The 18,035-nt window shown below is 41.9% G+C and carries 15 protein-coding genes; 9 read left to right on the top strand and 6 right to left on the bottom strand.

From position 1 onward, the window contains the following. Positions 1-5: 5 nt before the first annotated feature. The 6 genes from gldC to NPE20_RS05410 all read left to right on the top strand — a co-directional run bounded on the left by gldC (position 6) and on the right by NPE20_RS05410 (position 7,675). Positions 6-335: a gliding motility protein GldC gene (gene gldC, locus NPE20_RS05435; RefSeq protein ID WP_256537591.1), complete on the top strand. Its 330-nt coding sequence runs from the start codon at positions 6-8 to the stop codon at positions 333-335. 3 nt (positions 336-338) lie between these two features. Next, positions 339-755: a hypothetical protein gene (locus tag NPE20_RS05430; protein WP_256537590.1), complete on the top strand. Its 417-nt coding sequence runs from the start codon at positions 339-341 to the stop codon at positions 753-755. A gap of 99 nt (positions 756-854) precedes the next feature. Next, entirely contained in the window at positions 855-4,283 is a 3,429-nt protein-coding gene (locus tag NPE20_RS05425; RefSeq protein ID WP_256537589.1) for a response regulator, read from the top strand. Between the two features lie 3 nt (positions 4,284-4,286). Continuing rightward, positions 4,287-5,123, top strand: a complete 837-nt coding sequence (locus tag NPE20_RS05420; RefSeq protein WP_256537588.1) for a CheR family methyltransferase — start codon at positions 4,287-4,289, stop codon at positions 5,121-5,123. Further along, positions 5,113-5,706, top strand: a complete 594-nt coding sequence (locus tag NPE20_RS05415; protein WP_256537587.1) for a chemotaxis protein CheB — start codon at positions 5,113-5,115, stop codon at positions 5,704-5,706. The genes NPE20_RS05420 and NPE20_RS05415 overlap by 11 nt, the downstream gene beginning before the upstream one ends. A 22-nt stretch (positions 5,707-5,728) precedes the next feature. After that, the gene (locus NPE20_RS05410) at positions 5,729-7,675 is read left to right on the top strand and encodes a response regulator (protein WP_256537586.1); all 1,947 of its coding nucleotides are present in this window, start codon (positions 5,729-5,731) and stop codon (positions 7,673-7,675) included. On the opposite strand, the gene NPE20_RS05405 is transcribed toward NPE20_RS05410, so the two are convergent. Together NPE20_RS05405 and NPE20_RS05400 are read right to left on the bottom strand one after the other, a co-directional pair. Beyond that, positions 7,659-8,144 carry a methylated-DNA--[protein]-cysteine S-methyltransferase gene (locus NPE20_RS05405; RefSeq protein WP_256537585.1) on the bottom strand — a complete coding sequence of 162 codons (486 nt, stop codon included), beginning with the start codon at positions 8,142-8,144 and terminating at the stop codon, positions 7,659-7,661. The genes NPE20_RS05410 and NPE20_RS05405 overlap by 17 nt on opposite strands. 5 nt (positions 8,145-8,149) lie before the next feature. Further along, a complete protein-coding gene (locus tag NPE20_RS05400; protein ID WP_256537584.1) occupies positions 8,150-8,959 on the bottom strand; it encodes an SDR family NAD(P)-dependent oxidoreductase in 810 nt (269 codons plus the stop codon). A gap of 143 nt (positions 8,960-9,102) precedes the next feature. Between NPE20_RS05400 and NPE20_RS05395 the strand changes: the two genes are divergently transcribed. Both NPE20_RS05395 and NPE20_RS05390 read left to right on the top strand, forming a co-directional pair. Continuing rightward, a complete protein-coding gene (locus NPE20_RS05395) occupies positions 9,103-9,786 on the top strand; it encodes a heme exporter protein CcmB (protein WP_256537583.1) in 684 nt (227 codons plus the stop codon). A 29-nt stretch (positions 9,787-9,815) separates the two neighbouring features. After that, on the top strand, positions 9,816-11,006 hold the full coding sequence (locus tag NPE20_RS05390; protein WP_256537582.1) for a carboxypeptidase-like regulatory domain-containing protein: 1,191 nt from the start codon (positions 9,816-9,818) through the stop codon (positions 11,004-11,006). Positions 11,007-11,104: 98 nt separating this feature from the next. On the opposite strand, the gene ccsA is transcribed toward NPE20_RS05390, so the two are convergent. Together ccsA and NPE20_RS05380 are read right to left on the bottom strand one after the other, a co-directional pair. After that, positions 11,105-13,570, bottom strand: a complete 2,466-nt coding sequence (gene ccsA, locus NPE20_RS05385) for a cytochrome c biogenesis protein CcsA (protein ID WP_256537581.1) — start codon at positions 13,568-13,570, stop codon at positions 11,105-11,107. A gap of 13 nt (positions 13,571-13,583) precedes the next feature. Further along, positions 13,584-13,997 carry a cytochrome c maturation protein CcmE domain-containing protein gene (locus tag NPE20_RS05380; protein ID WP_256537580.1) on the bottom strand — a complete coding sequence of 138 codons (414 nt, stop codon included), beginning with the start codon at positions 13,995-13,997 and terminating at the stop codon, positions 13,584-13,586. 838 nt (positions 13,998-14,835) lie between these two features. Between NPE20_RS05380 and NPE20_RS05375 the strand changes: the two genes are divergently transcribed. Continuing rightward, entirely contained in the window at positions 14,836-15,474 is a 639-nt protein-coding gene (locus NPE20_RS05375; RefSeq protein ID WP_256537579.1) for an NAD(P)-dependent oxidoreductase, read from the top strand. 221 nt (positions 15,475-15,695) lie between these two features. On the opposite strand, the gene NPE20_RS05370 is transcribed toward NPE20_RS05375, so the two are convergent. Next, the gene (locus NPE20_RS05370; RefSeq protein ID WP_256537578.1) at positions 15,696-16,385 is read right to left on the bottom strand and encodes a response regulator transcription factor; all 690 of its coding nucleotides are present in this window, start codon (positions 16,383-16,385) and stop codon (positions 15,696-15,698) included. Then, complete coding sequence (locus tag NPE20_RS05365) at positions 16,378-17,952, bottom strand: sensor histidine kinase (protein WP_256537577.1); 1,575 nt, start codon at positions 17,950-17,952, stop codon at positions 16,378-16,380. Before NPE20_RS05365 ends, NPE20_RS05370 begins: the two co-directional genes overlap by 8 nt. Positions 17,953-18,035 lie beyond the last annotated feature (83 nt).

Here is an 18,035-nt window from a genome sequence, read left to right as displayed (position 1 = left end):
TTTTGATGAAAACTGCTGAAATAAAGCTAACCATACAGCTCGACGATAATAACATTCCTGAAAACATCCTGTGGGAATCAACCGATTCAAAAAACAAAGAAGCCCTGCCCGTACAGGCCATGATGTTATCACTTTGGGATAAAAGCTACCAAAATACCCTTAAAATAGACCTTTGGACAAAGGATATGCCTGTTGATGAGATGAAACGCTTTTTCTACGAAACACTGCAAACCATGGGTGATACCTTTTTGCGCGCAACCGGCGAAAAGAACATTGTAGAAGACCTGCGCGATTACTGCGCCCACTTTGCCGATAAAATGGAGATTAAAAAATAACCTATGCGCCCTGCATCACTCTTATCACTAATAGGTTTTATTACACTTATTGCGGCAACTTACTGCCCAATGTTACGCCCTTTTCATTTAATGAACTGGAATGTTTACAAGCTAAACCAGCCCTATGGTATGGTGATCATGCTGGTAGGTGTTATTGGTATACTATGTACAGTGCTTAATCAGGCTAAAATAACCCGCATTGCTGCCTGGGCATCGCTGGTGTTGGTTGTATTGTTATTTATAGCCGCCATATTAAAAGTGAAAACTACTTTCAGCTTTATACCATTTAGGGGCATAAACGGTTTCCTAACCAAACAAATAGCGTTTAAGTGGGGCTGGTATGTATTATTTACAGGCGCCGGGCTATCGGTTATAGGGGCTTTGGCGTCAAAAAAACGTGTCTATACCGAGGGTAAATAACCGGCTTACAACCTGTATGTTTATTACCCAATAGTATTGTAGCGTGCAAATATTTTTAAACATATTTGTAAGGCATAAATTAAATCACATCATTATTCTATGTTCAAGCTTAATTTTCGCAATCAGGTATTAGCAGGTTTTGCTGTATCTATTTTGCTTGTGTTAATTATTGGTATACTTTCTTTTAAAAGCATAAAGCAACTCGAAGATGATACTGTATGGGTTAATCATACACAAAGGGTTATAAAAGCTACCAATAACTTATTACAATTGCTTGTTGATAGTGAAACCGGCATGCGCGGTTATGGCGCAACGGCAAACAAAAGCTTTCTAGATCCCTACAATGAAGCTATCCCGCGAATTACCGAAAACTTAAACCAGCTAACTACACTTGTGCAGGACAATCCTACCCAACTTAAGAGGATTGATTCGCTTAAAACAATAGTTAACCGCCAATTGGCTATCCTGAAAGTTAACGTTGAAACCCGTGAAACCAAAGGGCTTGATTACATGCTTGCCAACCATATGTTTTTGAATGGAAAGGGCAATATGGATAGTATACGCGGTATTAATGGCCGTGTTATAGAAACAGAGAATACCTTATTAAACGAACGTAAGGCAGCATCAGATAAAGCATCCCAACAAGCGGTAATAATCATTGTTATAGGCTGTACTGTTTTCTTGCTGATTGTAGTAGTAATGTTTTACTATATACAGGCAGCCTTCGACCGTCAAAAACGTGTTGAAGAAGAAGTTAGGATAGCCAATATTGAGCTTGAAAAGGTGCTGGCAGAAAATGAGTCTAAAAACTGGCTGCTAATTGGTAGCGGTAACCTTAATGATAAAATGCAGGGTCAGCAAAACGAGAAAGAGATTGCTAACAATATATTATCCGAAGTTAGCAAGTACGCTAACGCGCTTACAGGCACGCTTTATTTATATAACGAGAACGAAGAGAAGCTTGATCTGTACGCCTCATACGCGTTCAATGATCCGGGCGCTTTAAAACAATCTATCCGCATCTCCGAAGGATGGATAGGGCAGGCCGCCCGCGATGAGAGGGCGGCTGTTGTTAAAGGTAAACTGAATGACAGGCTGCAGTTAGGGTCGTCTATATTGGAGGATGAATTGATAGAAACATTCATCGTCCCTTTCTTTTTTGATAAAAAACTAAAAGGTGTTATCGAACTTGGTTTCCGTAACGAGGTTCCTGAGCATATCAAAGAATACATTTTGCTTGTAGTTAATGATATTGGTATAGCCGTAAACACAGCACAGGCGCGCACCATAATGCACGACTTATTTGAAGAAACCCAGCAACAGGCTGAAGAGCTGGAAGCACAGCAGGAAGAAATGCGCGTGACCAATGAGGAACTGATGAACAAAACAGAAATGTTGCAGGCATCAGAAGAAGAGCTGCGCGTGCAACAGGAAGAACTGCGTACCATTAATGCCGAACTGGAAGAAAAAGCCAGTTTGCTGGAAGAGAAAAACCAGGCCATTGAAGAAGCCCGCCAAAGTATAAGCCTTAAAGCCAGCGAACTGGAAACAACAGGCAGGTATAAATCAGAATTTTTGGCTAATATGAGCCATGAACTGCGTACACCATTAAATAGCATTTTGGTGTTGGCACGTATTTTAAAAGATAATAAGCCGCTAAACTTATCAGAAGATCAGATTAAATATGCCAGCGTAATATTCAATGCCGGTAATGATCTGCTTACCCTGATAAATGATATTCTTGACCTTTCAAAAATTGAATCGGGCAAGCTGGATATGCAGAACGAGAATGTCCGCATTTCTGATATCCTAAGCGATATGCAATCGTTATTTGCCGAGGTGGCAAGTAACAAAAAGATAAATTATTCTACCAGTTTAGCTGATGTACCACCTACTATTTATACGGATAAGGTAAGGGTAGAGCAGGTTATTAAAAACCTGTTATCAAATGCGTTTAAGTTTACCCCCGAGAACGGAACAATAACCATTGCTGCTGTTCCGGGTCCGCGCGAAAATACCGTAAGCTTCAAAATAAAAGATTCGGGCATAGGTATCCCTGCAAATAAGCAGCGGATAATTTTCGAGGCCTTTCAGCAGGCAGATGGTTCAACCAGTCGTAAATATGGCGGCACCGGTTTGGGGCTTTCTATCAGCAGGGAACTGGCAGCATTATTGGGTGGTAACATTACCGTAAACAGCGAGCCGGGCCAGGGCAGTGAATTTATTTTAACCCTGCCGTTTGAGGCTAAGTATGTAGAAGTACAGGAAGATACCCTGCTTACAGTTGAAACTTATAAGCCGGCAACATTTCTGAATAATGTTAAAAAGGCAACCAACCCAGATCGTGAGCCATTTGTAGTGATTGTAGAGGACGATAAGAACTTTGCCAACATTTTGCAAGACTACTCCCGCGACCATGGCTTTAAATCGGTAATGGTTAATGAGGGTACAAATGCTGTTGAAATAATTAAAGAACAACAACCAGACGCGGTTATATTGGATATTATGCTGCCTGGTAAAGATGGCTGGCAGGTATTAAAAGAACTGAAGCAAGACGAAGCTACATTGCATATACCGGTGCACTTAATGTCGGCAGGCGAGGCCGCGGCCAACCGTGTGCGTAAAGAAGGCGCTATCAGTTTCCTTAAAAAACCGGTGAATACCGAAACACTTGATAAGCTGTTTGGCGATATTATGGCCAGCAACGGTACTAAGTTTACGCAAATATTATTGGTTGAAGACCACAAGGCACAAAGCCAGGCCCTTAAAGACCTGATGCAAAGCCAGGGGATAACGGTAGACCAGGCATTTGATGGCGAATCGGCCTTCAGAATGCTGCACGAGAACGAATACCAGTGTGTGATACTTGACCTCAACCTGCCGGATATATCAGGTCTTGACCTGTTAGATAAGATAAAAGAGGTAGATAAATTTGCTGCCTTGCCGGTTATTATCAATACGGCAATGGAGCTGGATAAAACATCAGTTAACAGGCTAATGCAGTATGCAAACGCCATGGTGATAAAAACCAGTAAATCATCAGACAGGCTTATAGATGAGGTTAACCTGTTTTTGAATAAGATAAGCGAATCGGGGCCGCAATCAAGCTATATTCCGGGTAAACCTAAAACCACCAGCAAGGGTAAGGATACCATCAAAGGTAAAAAGGTGTTAATTGTTGATGACGATATGCGCAACATTTTTGCCCTGAGCAGTGCTTTAGAAAGTTACGAGCTTAATGTAGTAATTGCTAACGATGGGGAAGAAGCCATAGCCAAGCTGGAAGAGATAAGCGATATTGATATTGTGCTGATGGATATTATGATGCCAAAAATGGATGGTTACGAAGCCACAAGGTATATTCGTAAACAAAACAAATGGGCAAAACTCCCTGTTATTGCATTAACAGCAAAGGCAATGAGAGATGATCGTGAAAAATGTATAGCGGCAGGTGCTAATGATTACATTACAAAACCTGTTGATATGGATAGACTAATATCATTAATGCAATTGTGGTTGGATAACTAATATATGAAGGGGACGATAACTAAAGATTCGATTACGAATGAACAGCTAAGCGAATTAATAGATATTGTAAAAAAAATTCACGGGTTTGATTTTAGTGATTATACAGAGGCTTCTTTTAAACGGAGGCTTGCACGTATAATGATGCTAAAAAAGCTGGAGTTTTACGATTTAAAACACGTGCTGGTAAACGACCCCGGTTTTTTCCAGGAGTTTTTAGAAGAAATTACTGTTAACGTTACCGAGATGTTTCGCGACCCGGCTTTTTACAAAGCGCTTAACAGCCAGGTTGTACCTTATCTTTCAACTTATCAGCATATAAAAATTTGGTGTGCGGGATGCTCCTCGGGCGAGGAGGTGTATTCGCTGGCCATTTTGCTGAATGAGGAAAAACTGAGTAAAAAATCGTTCATCTATGGTACCGATATTAATACAGGGGTACTGAACGAGGCACGCAAAGGCATTTATAGTTTGCGTAAAATAAAAAGTTATGCCGAAAATTACCTGTTTACGGGTTTACCCGGTTCTTTGACAGACCACTTTACCATGATGTATGATGCTGCGGCTATACACAGCGAATTAAAGCAGAATACATTGTTTTCTGTACATAATTTAATATCTGACACCGGCTTTAATGAGTTTCAGATGATCACGTGTCGTAATGTGTTCATCTATTTCGAGATCGAATTACAGTACAAGATACTCGACCTGTTTTATAAAAGTCTTTGTCCGTTGGGGTACCTGTGTTTGGGTAATAAAGAAACTATTCGCTCAGACGCTTTTAGGAAAAAGTTTAAGGTTATCAATCAAAAGGAAAACATATACCAAAAAATTGGCTCTTGACGATAAAATAAAACGACGTTGGAGGGAATCCCGTATACTGCTTTTGGGCGGTTCGGCGGGGTCGTTTAAAATATTGTTTCGTCTGGTAAAATTGCTGCCGGTAAATCTTAATAAAACAGTTATAATAGTTATTCACCGTAAAAAGAACTTTCTTAGCGAAATAGAAAAGCTTTTTGGTGAAAACAGCCGCATGTTGTTAAGAGAAATTAGTGATAAAGAGCCAATTGTGAATAATACAATTTATATTGCACCGGCAAATTATCACTCACTGGTTGAAAACGAAGGCTTTTTTAGCCTGGATGTATCAGAAGCGGTTTGGTACTCAAAACCATCAATAGATGTTACCTTTGAAAGCGTTGCTGATGTTTACAAAGGTAAAGTTACTGCTATTTTGTTTTCCGGTGCAAACCAGGATGGAGCAACGGGGCTTTTAAAATTGCGGCAAGAGGGGGCATTAACAATAGCCCAGCATCCCGAAGATGCAGAGATGGCCGAAATGCCGCGATCGGCAATTGATATAGACGCGGCCGAATACATATTACGGACAACAGATATTTTTGAGCTATTAGAGAATACGAATTAATGCCCATAACTTACTTATTTAGATGAGCCCAATAAATATCCTTATTGTTGACGACAGAGAGGAAAATATTATAGCACTTGAAGCACTGCTGAGCCGAAACGACATTCGCTTGTTTTCTACCACATCCCCGAATGAGGCGCTCAAAATTGCCTGGGATAACGCTATTTCCATAGCCCTCATTGATGTTCAAATGCCCGAAATAGATGGGTTTGAACTTGTGGAGATGCTTAAATCTAACCCACGCACAAAGGATATAATGGTTATTTTTGTTACCGCTATATCTAAAGAAACCAAATATGCTGTTAAAGGATTTGGCGCAGGCGCGATAGATTACTTATACAAACCACTTGACCCTTACATAACTTCGGCCAAAGTTGATGCCTTTATCCAGCTTGCCCGCGCACAGGAAGAAGTTAAACAAAAAAATGAGGAGCTGCAGAACTTTGCCATTGTTGTAAAAAACAGCGCCGATATCACTTGCTCTGTTGACGCCAATACTTTGCGTATAAAATCTGTTAATCCTGCAGTTGAAACCATATTGGGCTATAAACAGTCCGAAGTACTTGGTAAAAGTATAGTTGATCTGGTTGTTGAAAAGGATAGCTCTAGCCTGATAAAAAAGCTGGGAGAGATCATAAAGGATAACCGGAACTTTTCGGTATTCGAGTTTCAGTTCAATACTTTTGATAAACACGTTATTTGGGCGGAGTGCCGTGCATCATATCGTAACAAAACAATATTTATAAATATCAGCGATAGCTCGCCACAAAAAAGCTATCAGCAGCAGCTTATCAAATCAAAAGAAGCTGCCGAGTATGGCAAAAAGGTAAAAGAAACATTTTTGGCAAATATGAGCCACGAATTGCGTACGCCGGTTAACGGCATTATAGGCTTAAGTAACCTGCTGCGCAAAACCCCGTTAAACGATCAGCAGAATAATTTGCTGGATATGCTGGAAACATCATCCCGGTCGCTATTGGGAGTAATAAATGATGTGCTGGATATCTCAAAAATTGAGGCGGGGAAATTTAATATTGTACGCTCCTCGAATAACCTCCGTACTATTGTTAACTCGGTTATGGGTCTGTTAAAATTTAATGCCAATGAAAAAAACATTGAATTTATACTGGAGGTTGATAACGATGTGCCCAATACTTTAATGGCAGATTCGCTGCGCCTTAATCAGATATTGATGAACCTGCTTAGCAATGCCATTAAGTTTACTGATAGGGGGCATGTAAAGCTAACTGTATCGGTACTGCAAAAAGTAAATGAAAAGGTTAAGCTGAAGTTTAGTGTGGAAGATACGGGTATAGGTATCCATGCCGACCGGTTATCAAAAATATTTGAATCTTTTGAGCAAGCCGAAGACGATACCGCTAACCGGTATGGTGGTACTGGTTTGGGCCTAACCATTGTTAAAAGGTTGGTAGAACTAAAAGGCGGCGAGCTTACTGTGAGCAGCAAACCAGGCCAGGGCAGTATATTCAATTTTACTAACTGGTTTGATATTACAGTGGAAACACCAGAACAAAAGCCGGTTAAACCAGACCAGAAACTTGCCCCGTTTGTAAATACCCGCGTTTTAGTGGCCGAAGATAATATGATAAACCAGTTTATGGTATCAAAAATATTGAAGGACTGGAACGTTGAGGTAGATATAGCAGATAGTGGTGACAAAGCTATTGAGAAGCTTAAGCAAGCCAATTACGACCTCATACTAATGGATACCCACATGCCGGGATTAAATGGTTACCAAACCGCCCGTATTATACGTATGGATTTTGAAGAGCCCGTACGGAGTGTGCCTATTATATCTCTGTCGGCATCTGCATTTGAGCATGAACAGCTGGAGGCTATCGCGGCAGGTATGAATGATGTTTTGCCAAAGCCATTTGAGGCACATGAACTATATGCCAAAATGTTAAAACTGTTAAAGGGTAAGCCAGAGATTAGAAAGCCAGTTTAGTTTGGCCTGTGCCCATTACCCGGGCTTCGTGCTCTAATAGCCATTGCTTGCGCCAAAGGCCGCCTGCGTAACCCGTTAAGCTGCCATTGCTGCCAATAACACGGTGGCAGGGTACAACTATCCATAAATTATTTTTCCCGTTGGCGGCCGCAATAGCGCGTATAGCCAGCGGGTTTTTCATTTGGTTTGACTGATGGCCGTAGGTGATAGTTGTACCGTAAGGTATTTGCAATAACTGCTGCCATACCTGTTGCTGAAAATCGCTGCCCGGCTGGTTCAGGGGCAGGTCAAACACTTTTCTATCCCCGGCAAAATACTCGTCAAGCTGTTTAATGGCCTCGTTTAACAGGGGCAAATCTGTAGTGGTTTCTTCCAGCTCCTCATCACGGATAGATACTTTGGTAATGTGGGTATCATCTGCAGCAATAAGGGCTATACCCACGGGTGTACGGTGATAAACTTCATACATAGTAACTACTCCTCCTGTGCTTTTGTAAGCGATTTTAGATACACCTTGCTCATTTTTCCGCTGATAAACCTCTTGGGTAAAAAATTCATAAATACATTGCCAATGCGGTTGAGCAGGCCGGGTACATAATTATATTTACGGGTGATAAATGCGTGGATGCCTTCTTTTGCCGCCTCGCTAACTGGCATTAGCCAACCTTTAAGCTCATTAAATTTACTATTATCGGTCATTTCGGTAGCTATACCGCCCGGCGAGAACACGGTTATCGAAAAATCGGGGTTCTGCAACTCGTTATGCAGGGCATTGCCAAAAGCGGTAATAAAAGCTTTTGTTGCCGAATAAGCCGCCTGGTAGGGTACAGGGAAAAATCCCGCCATACTTGATACCAGCATAACGCCACCTACACTGCCCGGTTTATCAAAATGTTTTACCAGGCTGTTGGTCATGCGTACTACACCAATTACATTGGTTTTTAAAATGCTTTCAAAGTTATCCCAGGGTAGTTCGGTATGCCTGCCAAAGTAGGTAACACCGGCGTTTAAAATTGCGCCATATAGGTTACCGTTGGCAATGCTTTCGTTAATTACCCTGTCGGCCTCTTCGGGGATAGACAGATCGGCTACTATTACCTTTACTTTTATACCTGCTGCTTTCTCCAGTTCGGCTTTTAGGTCTTCCAGTTTATCGGCACGGCGGGCGGCTATAATAAGGTTGGCTTTATGGATGTGCGCCAGTTGCCTCGCCATTTCCTGCCCCAGGCCAGACGATGCACCGGTTACCAATATCCATTTATTATTTAAAGCCAGGTTTTTCATGTCGCTAAGTTATATTTTTAGACGGAAAGTCCGAAAGTCCGAAAGTCCGGAAGAAAAGATTCATTTTGACAATACACGCATTCCGGCAAAACACCCGTCTTTCGGACTTCCCAATTTCCAGACTTTTTAGCTTTCTTTGCATTATGAAACTTGTGGGGCAAACTATTGAACTATTAAAGAAGGAAGTGATTCTGGAGTGGCGCTCAAAATACGCCTTTAATGGCATCCTTCTTTATATAGTTTCTACCGTGTTTGTCTGTTATATTTCGTTCAACTTAAACCCCGGGTTTAAAGAAAGCGAGGGATACCCTATAGTTTGGAACATCCTGTTCTGGATAATCATGCTGTTTGCATCAGTAAACGCTATTGCCAAAAGCTTTTTACAGGAGAGCAAGGCCCGCCTGCTTTATTATTATTCTATCGCGGATCCGAAGGCTATCATCATATCAAAAACAATTTATAATACCTTGCTAATGGCGCTGTTAAGCGTATTGGCACTATTGGTTTATATGCTGTTTTTCCCCAATACGGTAAACGATCTGCTTTTTTACTTTGTTGCCGTGTTATTGGGCAGCATGAGCTTTTCAACCGTGTTTACCATGCTATCGGCCATAGCATCAAAAGCCGGTAATAATGGTACGCTAATGGCTATTTTAAGCTTCCCGGTTATTATCCCGGTGATATTGCTGTTGGTAAAAGTGAGCAAAGCCGCCATGGATGGTATCGACCGTAGCCTTAGCTTTGGTAACATTGGTGTGTTATTAGCAATAAACGTTATTGTAATTGCGTCTTCATTAATACTTTTCCCATATCTGTGGCGCGACTAATGTTTTCCATATCCCCCCTTCAACTATTTATGCGCCGCTGGTGCTTCCTGTTCATTTGTATCATACTGCCTTTTACGGTATCGGCACAAGCTGTTATTAGCGGTAAAGTGGTTAGTTCTGCGTCCAATAATGGCGTACAAAAAGCCAGTGTGTTTTTAAACAATGCCACTTTTGGCACTGCTACAAATGATGACGGTACATTTAGTTTGCGCGGTGTTAAACCCGGGCAGTACGATCTTATTGTTTCTACCATTGGTTATGAAGAGTACACCCAAAAGGTGCTGGTAGGTGCAGAGCCTATTAATTTGAAAATATCGCTCACCCCAAAAGTGATGATGATGCGCGAGGTTGTTATTACCAGTAATGCCGATTGGAAAAAGAACTTTGAGCAGTTTAAAAAAGATTTTATCGGCACAACCGATAATGCCAAATTTTGTAAAATAGAAAACCCCCGCATCCTTAACCTTACCTATACACGCAAAACACAAACTTTAGAGGCATCTACCGATGAGTTTTTGGTGATGGAAAATGATGCCCTGGGTTATCGTGTTAAATTTTTACTAAGTGAATTTAGCAGTAATGATATAACGCGAACTATTAACTACGCCGGCCGTGTACTTTTTGAAGAATTACCCGGTACCGAAGCGCAGAAAAAGAAATGGAAAATAAAGCGAGACGAAGCGTATTATGGTTCATCGCGGCATTTTTATCGTTCGTTGTATAAGAACCGGTTAGCACAGGAAGGATTTGTGATCTATGATTTTAACCGTGCTATTGACCCTCACCGCCAGCCCGAGGCGCTGATACAACGTAAGATAAAGCAATTCAGGGCCGTTAACCGCGATTCTATCAATTACTGGCTTCAGCAGGAGAGTATGCCCAAATGGTATAAAGAACGCCTTACCAAGCCCGCTTTAACCGCTTATGATGTTTTGCGTAAACCACCACAAGATGGTTTGTTTGTTTTAACATTCCCTAATTACCTGTACGTGGTTTATACTAAAAAATACGAAACCGAAGATTTTAAAGACCTGTACCGCCCATTGGATATGGAGAACTTTGAAACCAGCGTAATAACCCTGTTTAACCCAATGGTGGTATTTGATATGAATGGATCTGTTGTGGCTGATAGTCCGCTGTACGAAGGTACATGGTCAAAAGCTAAGCTGGCCAACTTGCTTCCGGTTGATTATGAACCATCGGAATTAGTGGCTCATTAATCCTATGCTTAACGGCATCTAATCATTTCGTATATAAATGCAAAAGCCACAAAGAATTACTTTATGGCTTTTGAGGATTTTTAGGTGGTGATTTTTACTTATACCGTTTTTACTTCTTTATTCCTTCTTAATATCGACATAAAGAAACCAACGATCATAATAATGGTACCTGCCCATAAGAAGTTGATGTATGGGAATTCGATAGCCTTCATTACAATAAATTTCTTCTTGCTCTCGGGTTGCTGGTAAACGGTTATTTCTACTTTGCCATCTGCAACCGTTTGGCCGGGGATGATCTTGGTGAAACGTAGTTTTAAACCCGCATCTTCAATCTTTTTACCAAAATCAAAAACGGCGCGGCCTTTTATCATGTACACAGGCTCGCTTTGGTAAGTTTTACCGTGGGTAATTACTTCCAGTTGCGCTCCTACGGCAATATCTTTATCAGTAAGTGGTATGTTTTGCAGCTTAACGTTCTTGTTTAAGCCTTTTAGTACAATTATACCATCGCGGTAGGTCATGGTGTCACCAATGGCAATCTCATGCGCTACAGGGGCATCATAGTTCTTGTCATCACCTTCCTCGCCATGCGATGCTTCTTCTGCTTGTGGCGCGGTACTTATCACGTTGGTCATGGTGATGTGGGTGTACAGGTCATGGAACAGGTAGTGCTTGGTATCCGGCGTTGACGACATGCCGCCCTGCGCCTGTATTACATTTGGCCTAAGCGTAAAGCTTTCAGTAACCTTGCCTTCTTTTATACGCTGATAATCTATATTGAAGAAATGGCTTGCACCTTCTATGGTATCGCCTTTAAACGTCACCATATACTCGCCCATTTTAAGCGGCTCGTTCTTATAGAGCAGGATATTCTCTTTAGGGTTTTCGTCCTTAGCAAATTCGACGCTGTATTGCTCGCCGGTAAGGTTTTCAGATACTACCTTTTGCGTGCCTGCAGATATCAGCGCGCCAACCAATAACAGGCCGAAACCAATATGCGCTACAGCCGAACCGGCCAGTTTGTATTTGCCTTTAAATGAATCTGCCAGTATTTTGCCGTTGCTCACAATGGTATATATAGAGCAAAGCATTACTATAATAAATACAAAGTGTAGCTTGTAAAAGCCGGTGGCGTATACAGCCAAACCGGTAATTAAAGCAGCAAATACCAGGTATATCAATGTAGTGATAAAGAAACGGGTAACGTCGGTCTTTTTATATTTAAGGAACTGGGTAAAGCCGCTCAATAAGGCAATTACTACCGCAAACGATGCCTGGATCACATTGTAATGCTTAACGGGATCTGTTGGCGGGGCGAACTTAGTGCCAAACATGAGGTTCCAAACCGGTACCGATGTTACAACAATAAGGTGGAAACATGACAAGCCCAGGAATATAGCACCTACAAACATCCAAAACTCGCGCGAGTAGGTTTCCTCGTCTTTTTTGGTGATGGGCATTTCCTTAAAGCGGGAAATAAGCAGGTAAGCGGTAATGGCCAAAAATATAAGTATACCTATAACCAGTTGCCAAAACAGGCCCAGATCGGTAAAGGCGTGTACAGATGATTCGCCCAATACACCGCTACGGGCCAGGAATGATGAATACCAAACCAGTACAAAAGCAACTAATGTTAAAAACGTTGCTGTGAAGTAGGAGTGACCTGTATTTTTATAAACAATTAGCACGTGTACCGCGGCAACCAATATTAACCAGGGGAAAATAGAGGCGTTCTCTACCGGATCCCATGCCCAAAAGCCACCAAAGTTTAACGACTCATAAGCCCAAAACGAACCCATGATAACGCCTGTGCCCAACACCATACACGAAAATAAAGCGTAAGGGATAGCAGGCTGCACCCACTCTTTGTAACGCCTTTTCCATAAGCCGGCCACCGCGAAGGCAAATGGCACAACCAATGATGCCGAACCTAAGAACAAGGTTGGCGGGTGAATGATCATCCAGTAGTTTTGCAGCGAAGGGTTCATGCCCTTACCGTCTTTTATAAAGTCGAGATAGTTCGCATTCTGGAAGATCGGGCCTTCAATCCCCGAGTTCCGTAACAGCATAAATGGCGAGCTGCCTATATGCGCGCTGCCTATTTGCAAGCCAAGTATCATGGTGCCTAATACCACTTGCGATAAGGCTAGGGTTGTCATCACCGGTTTTTCCCATGATTTTGCTCGCCATATCAGGATGTTACCTAAAACGGCTTCCCAAAACATCCACAGCAAAAAGCCGCCTTCTTGTCCGTTCCAAAAACCCGATATAAGGTAGTAAACAGGCAGTTCGCGCGAGGTGTACGACCATGCGTAATGATATTCGAAATAATGATTGTAAAGGATGTAGAACAGGCAAACACCCATGCCTACTATCGCTACCGTATTTAACCAGTAACCAATACGACCAAGGCGTAGCCAGGAGTTATCGCTTTTAGGGGCAGTTTCCTGCGTGGCAAAAAAGTAACAGATAAATGAAAAAAGAGCGGCACCAAATGCAAGTACGACAAAAAATTGGCCCAACTGCCCTGGTAACAGGTGTTCGCCTTTGAAAATTATATCCATTAAAAAAAATTAATTATAAATTGGCGCTTTTTCTGGCGCTTACCTCGGTAACCTTCAGTTTTTCATCGGTGTATTTAGACGGGCATTTCGTCAATATTTTTGATGCATGAAATTCATTGCCCTTCATTTTGCCGGTAAGTACAATTTGTTCCGAGCGTTCGAAGTCCTGCGGTTTTGTACCACTGTAAATAACTTTACACTCCTCACCCTTATTATCTTTCATGTAAAAAGAGAAGTAATTGGCATCTTTAGTGGCATCATAAAACAACTCTTTGGTTTTATTTAACTGGCCAACAACATGCAATTCACTCTTAGTTGCCTTAGCATCGTTAAAAGAACCGTAAGTGCTTGTATTTGAATAGGTGCTGATAATAACCGCGATAGCGATAGCAATAACAACGATACCTATAATTGAGCTTTTCTTCATTAATTGATATTTTCCTGTATTACAGTTTACAAAAATACAAAACGCAGCGCTAAATAAGTTTATTACAAGGGATATATGTTATTTAGAATTATTATTAATAAGTTGAGAAAGAATCAAGATGTAAGAATAAAGAGATAAGACTTGCAGGTATAGTCTCTTTATTCTAATATCTTGCATCTTTCTTAAGGGCGTTGCCTTCGGCCCGGGCTTTACGCTCATCTGCACAGGCATTAGCTACAGGCCTGTATCCGCTTCAATCCTTAACGCAACCCCCTAACCCCCTGAAAGGGGAACAGAGGGAGGAGTGTTTTGCAGTTCCCCGTCGGCAAAACAGCTTCGGGCGAAAGCGGGCAGAACGATGGTGGCCTTGTGCGTGGCAGGGGCATAGGAAATTTTGCTGAAGCACGAGGCCAAGAGCGAACGTCAGTGGGGCAAAAGATTCCAGCCCGTGGTTCTGCCCGGTTTGCAGGGCAAAGGCCCTGTGCGGCAGAGAAGCCTTTTTGCCGACTTGATTTTTGGTTACTTTGTATCAAGACAAAGTAACAGCCTCCCGCGGCGATTGAGCGGGCCAATGTTTAGCGTACACGTAGCATGAGAAATGTCGAAATAAATTCCGCACGAAAGGTTTGCCAGCATGGGTTGCTATCTATTCTAGAGAGATTGCTTCGTACCTTACAGCAATGACGCGTTGATTTATTTTCCCTACATTAGCACTATTAAAATCTCTTTATAAAATATCTCATTCTATTACAGCGCCATTACCGGCAATGTATCTTTTGTGCTTACTAAAACAGCAAGACCATCAATTACTATTTTACAATTTTTATAAAGAGAACAAATGAAACCTATTCATAGAGTTGCCGTTATTGGCGGCACAGGCAAATCAGGAAAGTACCTGGTTAAGCAATTACTTAAGCAAAACTTCGCTATTAAATTATTGCACCGCAAACCCGAAACCCTTGATATCGATAACCCGCTTATCGAAATAGTTAAAGGTGATGCCCGCGATTATAACGCTATACATTCCCTGCTTGCAGGTTGCGATGCGGTGCTAAGTTGTTTAAGCCAGCCGGTAGGAGAGCCCACCATCTTTAGCGATGCTACCCGTAATATTTTGAAGGCTATGGCAGCGCATAACATCAGCAGGTACATTACCACGGCAGGTTTAAACGTTGATACGCCATTCGATCAAAAAAGCGAGCAAACCCAATTCGGCACCAGGTGGATGTACGAAAACTTCCCCACAACAACAGCCGACAGGCAGGTAGAATACCAGCTATTAACGGATAGCCATACCAACTGGACCATGGTGCGCCTACCGCTTATTATTCAAACAGACGATGTGGGTGAAATTATAGTAAGCCTGACAGACTGCCCGGGCAACAACATTAGCGCCACTAATCTGGCCTTATTCATGATCGCGCAGCTGAATAGTGCAGAGCTTGTGAACCAGGCTCCATTTATTGCGGATAAATAATCCACAAATAACAAACTTGTCATTTCGAACGAGCGATAGCGAGGAGAAATCTTTTACAAGCGATAAGTTAACCACATGCGTAGCCGGATGCAAGGAGTAAAAGATTTCTCCTCGCGCCTCTGGCTCCGTCCCACGCTTGCTCGTTCGAAATGACAGGTGGAGATAAAAAAAGAGCGCCAGAAGGCGCTCTTTTTTTATGAAACTAACCTCTAATCACCAACCTACCATACCAATTTATACCCAACACCCCTTATATTAATGATCTGGATATTAGGATCGGCCTGTAAGTGCCGGCGGAGCTTGGTGATGAATACATCCAGACTGCGGGCATTAAAAAAGCTGTCATCGCCCCAAATGGTTGTAAGCAATAATTTACGGGGGATAACCTCATGCTGATGTTTGCACAGCATTTTTAATATATCACTTTCGCGGGCGGTTATGGGCCAGGTATTTATCCCTTGCTGAAGTGTGTTCTTACCCGAGTTGAAAATGAGGTTACTTATCTGGTAGTTTTCGTTCACCGGTTTTGGCCGTTCCAGCAAGCGGTTATGGCTTAGCAAAACCCTTATCCTGATAACCAATTCTTCTACGCTAAAGGGTTTCTTCAGGTAATCGTTCGCACCGCTTTCAAAACCTGTAACCACATCTTTAGGCTGCGAACGGGCCGTGAGGAAAATGATAGGGGTAAGTTTATCCGTTTCGCGGATATGCCGGGCTACTTCAAAACCATCCATCTTGGGCATCATCACATCAAGCGCTAAAATGTCGGGTTTTTTCTCGCGATATTTTAGCAGGGCCTGCTCACCATTAGCGCAAAGTATCACTTCAAAACCGGTTTCTTCCAGGCTTTCGCGTACAATGTGCGCCAGCGAAAGTTCGTCTTCGGCAAGTAAAACGCGGATCTTATCCATTTTTTAAAGGTAAAGTAATAATAAACTCGCTGCCTGCACCGGGTTCGCTTTTTACCGATACATTACCACCATGCGCCTGTACAATATACTTAACATAGTTTAGGCCCAGGCCCGTACCTTTTACATTGTGCACATTACCGGTGGGTACACGATGAAACTTATCAAATATATGCTTAACGTGTGCTGTAGGGATGCCAATGCCATTATCTTTTATTGAGAACACAGCGTTGTTATTGTGTTTGTACAGGTTTATATTGATATCCACAGGCTCATCGCAGTACTTAATGGCATTATCTATTATGTTGGCCAATACGTTTCGCAAATGCAGTTTATCGGCCTCAATATATTTAATGCTTCCTTTATTGTCATAACTAACGTTTACCTTTTTGTCGGTTTTCAAGGTCTCTGATGCAACCAGGTCGTTCACAAGTTCATCAATATCAACCCGCTCTTTATTCAGCCGGACCTCCTTATTTTCAAAGGCAGCTACATTCAGTACTTTGCCTACAAGGTCATTCAGGCGGGTTAGCTCATTGCGGGAGGTTTGCAGGTAACGCTGCGTTTTTTCGGGATCGTTTAGTGCATTATATTTCTGTAACCCCTCTATGGCAACGGTTATGGTGGCTATGGGGGTTTTTAGCTCGTGCGTCATATTGTTGATGAAATCATCTTTTAGCTCCGTTAGCTTTTTTTGCTGGATGATAGTATGGATGATGTAGTAAAAGCAAAAAATGGTAAACACGATGAGTAAGCCCGACAATAATAACGCTACTAACATTTCTTTTAACACACCAACCTGTGCCCTGTCAAAAATAGCCCGTACAAATAGGGTGTTCCTCTCGTTATGTTGTAAAAACAAAAAACCATGGTATTTATAAGCGTACTGGTCGGTTTCGCTGTATCTAAGCTCCTTAACATGGTGTGGATCGGCTGGTGTTGCAGGGATGGGCTTATCTGAAAAACGGAGCTCAAAGTTTGCCTTGGGGTGTAATTTATGCAGTTCGGCCCGGTAATAGTGTTCAATCTTAATACTATCGGCCTGCCTGTAATTTTTGGGAAGTTCAAAGGTGCCGCTATGAAAGGCTTGTTTACGCCTTAGGTCATTTATAGCATCTTCCATACCTAATAGCATCATTAATTTATCGTTTAAGTTGGGTACATAGAACGACATTTCTGTTAATAATTCGGGCACTGTGGCTTTGTGGTTTATTTTTTTTAGGTAAAAATTATATATGGGGATGCTGGTAATGTAAGGGTTGCCCGGATCCGTATATTTATTAGTTATGGATATATGTAATGGCATATGGGCCGTATCCACACCACGCATAGTGTCTATTTTGATATGCGTGCCCGTATCCGATAGTCGCCTAATCATTACCACCCGTATCGAGTCGAAATAGTCCTTTTTACAGCTATCCAGTGCACGCTGCATAGCGGTATTGATATCACCGTCGAATTTTTCTTTGTTCAGCTTGTAAGCGCTAAAGCTCCAGTAGGCCTGTATGGCTATAATGCCAAGGAGCAGTAAAGTGGTTAAAAATAATACAATAATGAGTTTCCTTTTCATGTTGTTTGGGTTGTTTAAGATAAAAGTAATCTGCCCAAATACAAGCATAGGTATCTGTTAACATTCGTTAAGGTAAAATAAGG

It is taken from the genome of Mucilaginibacter aquariorum, from assembly GCF_024498135.1.
GTDB classification, from domain to species: domain Bacteria; phylum Bacteroidota; class Bacteroidia; order Sphingobacteriales; family Sphingobacteriaceae; genus Mucilaginibacter; species Mucilaginibacter aquariorum.
Note: the sequence above shows the minus strand (reverse complement) of the source record. Positions and strands in the feature narration are given on the sequence as shown.

Coding starts and splice junctions, on each gene's coding strand:
- NPE20_RS05395 (WP_256537583.1), top strand. CDS start 9,103: ATGAAACTTGTGGGGCAAACTATTGAACTATTAAAGAAGGAAGTGATT.
- NPE20_RS05405 (WP_256537585.1), bottom strand. CDS start 8,144: ATGTATGAAGTTTATCACCGTACACCCGTGGGTATAGCCCTTATTGCT.
- NPE20_RS05425 (WP_256537589.1), top strand. CDS start 855: ATGTTCAAGCTTAATTTTCGCAATCAGGTATTAGCAGGTTTTGCTGTA.
- NPE20_RS05390 (WP_256537582.1), top strand. CDS start 9,816: ATGCGCCGCTGGTGCTTCCTGTTCATTTGTATCATACTGCCTTTTACG.
- NPE20_RS05430 (WP_256537590.1), top strand. CDS start 339: ATGCGCCCTGCATCACTCTTATCACTAATAGGTTTTATTACACTTATT.
- ccsA (WP_256537581.1), bottom strand. CDS start 13,570: ATGGATATAATTTTCAAAGGCGAACACCTGTTACCAGGGCAGTTGGGC.
- NPE20_RS05375 (WP_256537579.1), top strand. CDS start 14,836: ATGAAACCTATTCATAGAGTTGCCGTTATTGGCGGCACAGGCAAATCA.
- gldC (WP_256537591.1), top strand. CDS start 6: ATGAAAACTGCTGAAATAAAGCTAACCATACAGCTCGACGATAATAAC.
- NPE20_RS05420 (WP_256537588.1), top strand. CDS start 4,287: ATGAAGGGGACGATAACTAAAGATTCGATTACGAATGAACAGCTAAGC.
- NPE20_RS05370 (WP_256537578.1), bottom strand. CDS start 16,385: ATGGATAAGATCCGCGTTTTACTTGCCGAAGACGAACTTTCGCTGGCG.
- NPE20_RS05380 (WP_256537580.1), bottom strand. CDS start 13,997: ATGAAGAAAAGCTCAATTATAGGTATCGTTGTTATTGCTATCGCTATC.
- NPE20_RS05365 (WP_256537577.1), bottom strand. CDS start 17,952: ATGAAAAGGAAACTCATTATTGTATTATTTTTAACCACTTTACTGCTC.
- NPE20_RS05410 (WP_256537586.1), top strand. CDS start 5,729: ATGAGCCCAATAAATATCCTTATTGTTGACGACAGAGAGGAAAATATT.
- NPE20_RS05400 (WP_256537584.1), bottom strand. CDS start 8,959: ATGAAAAACCTGGCTTTAAATAATAAATGGATATTGGTAACCGGTGCA.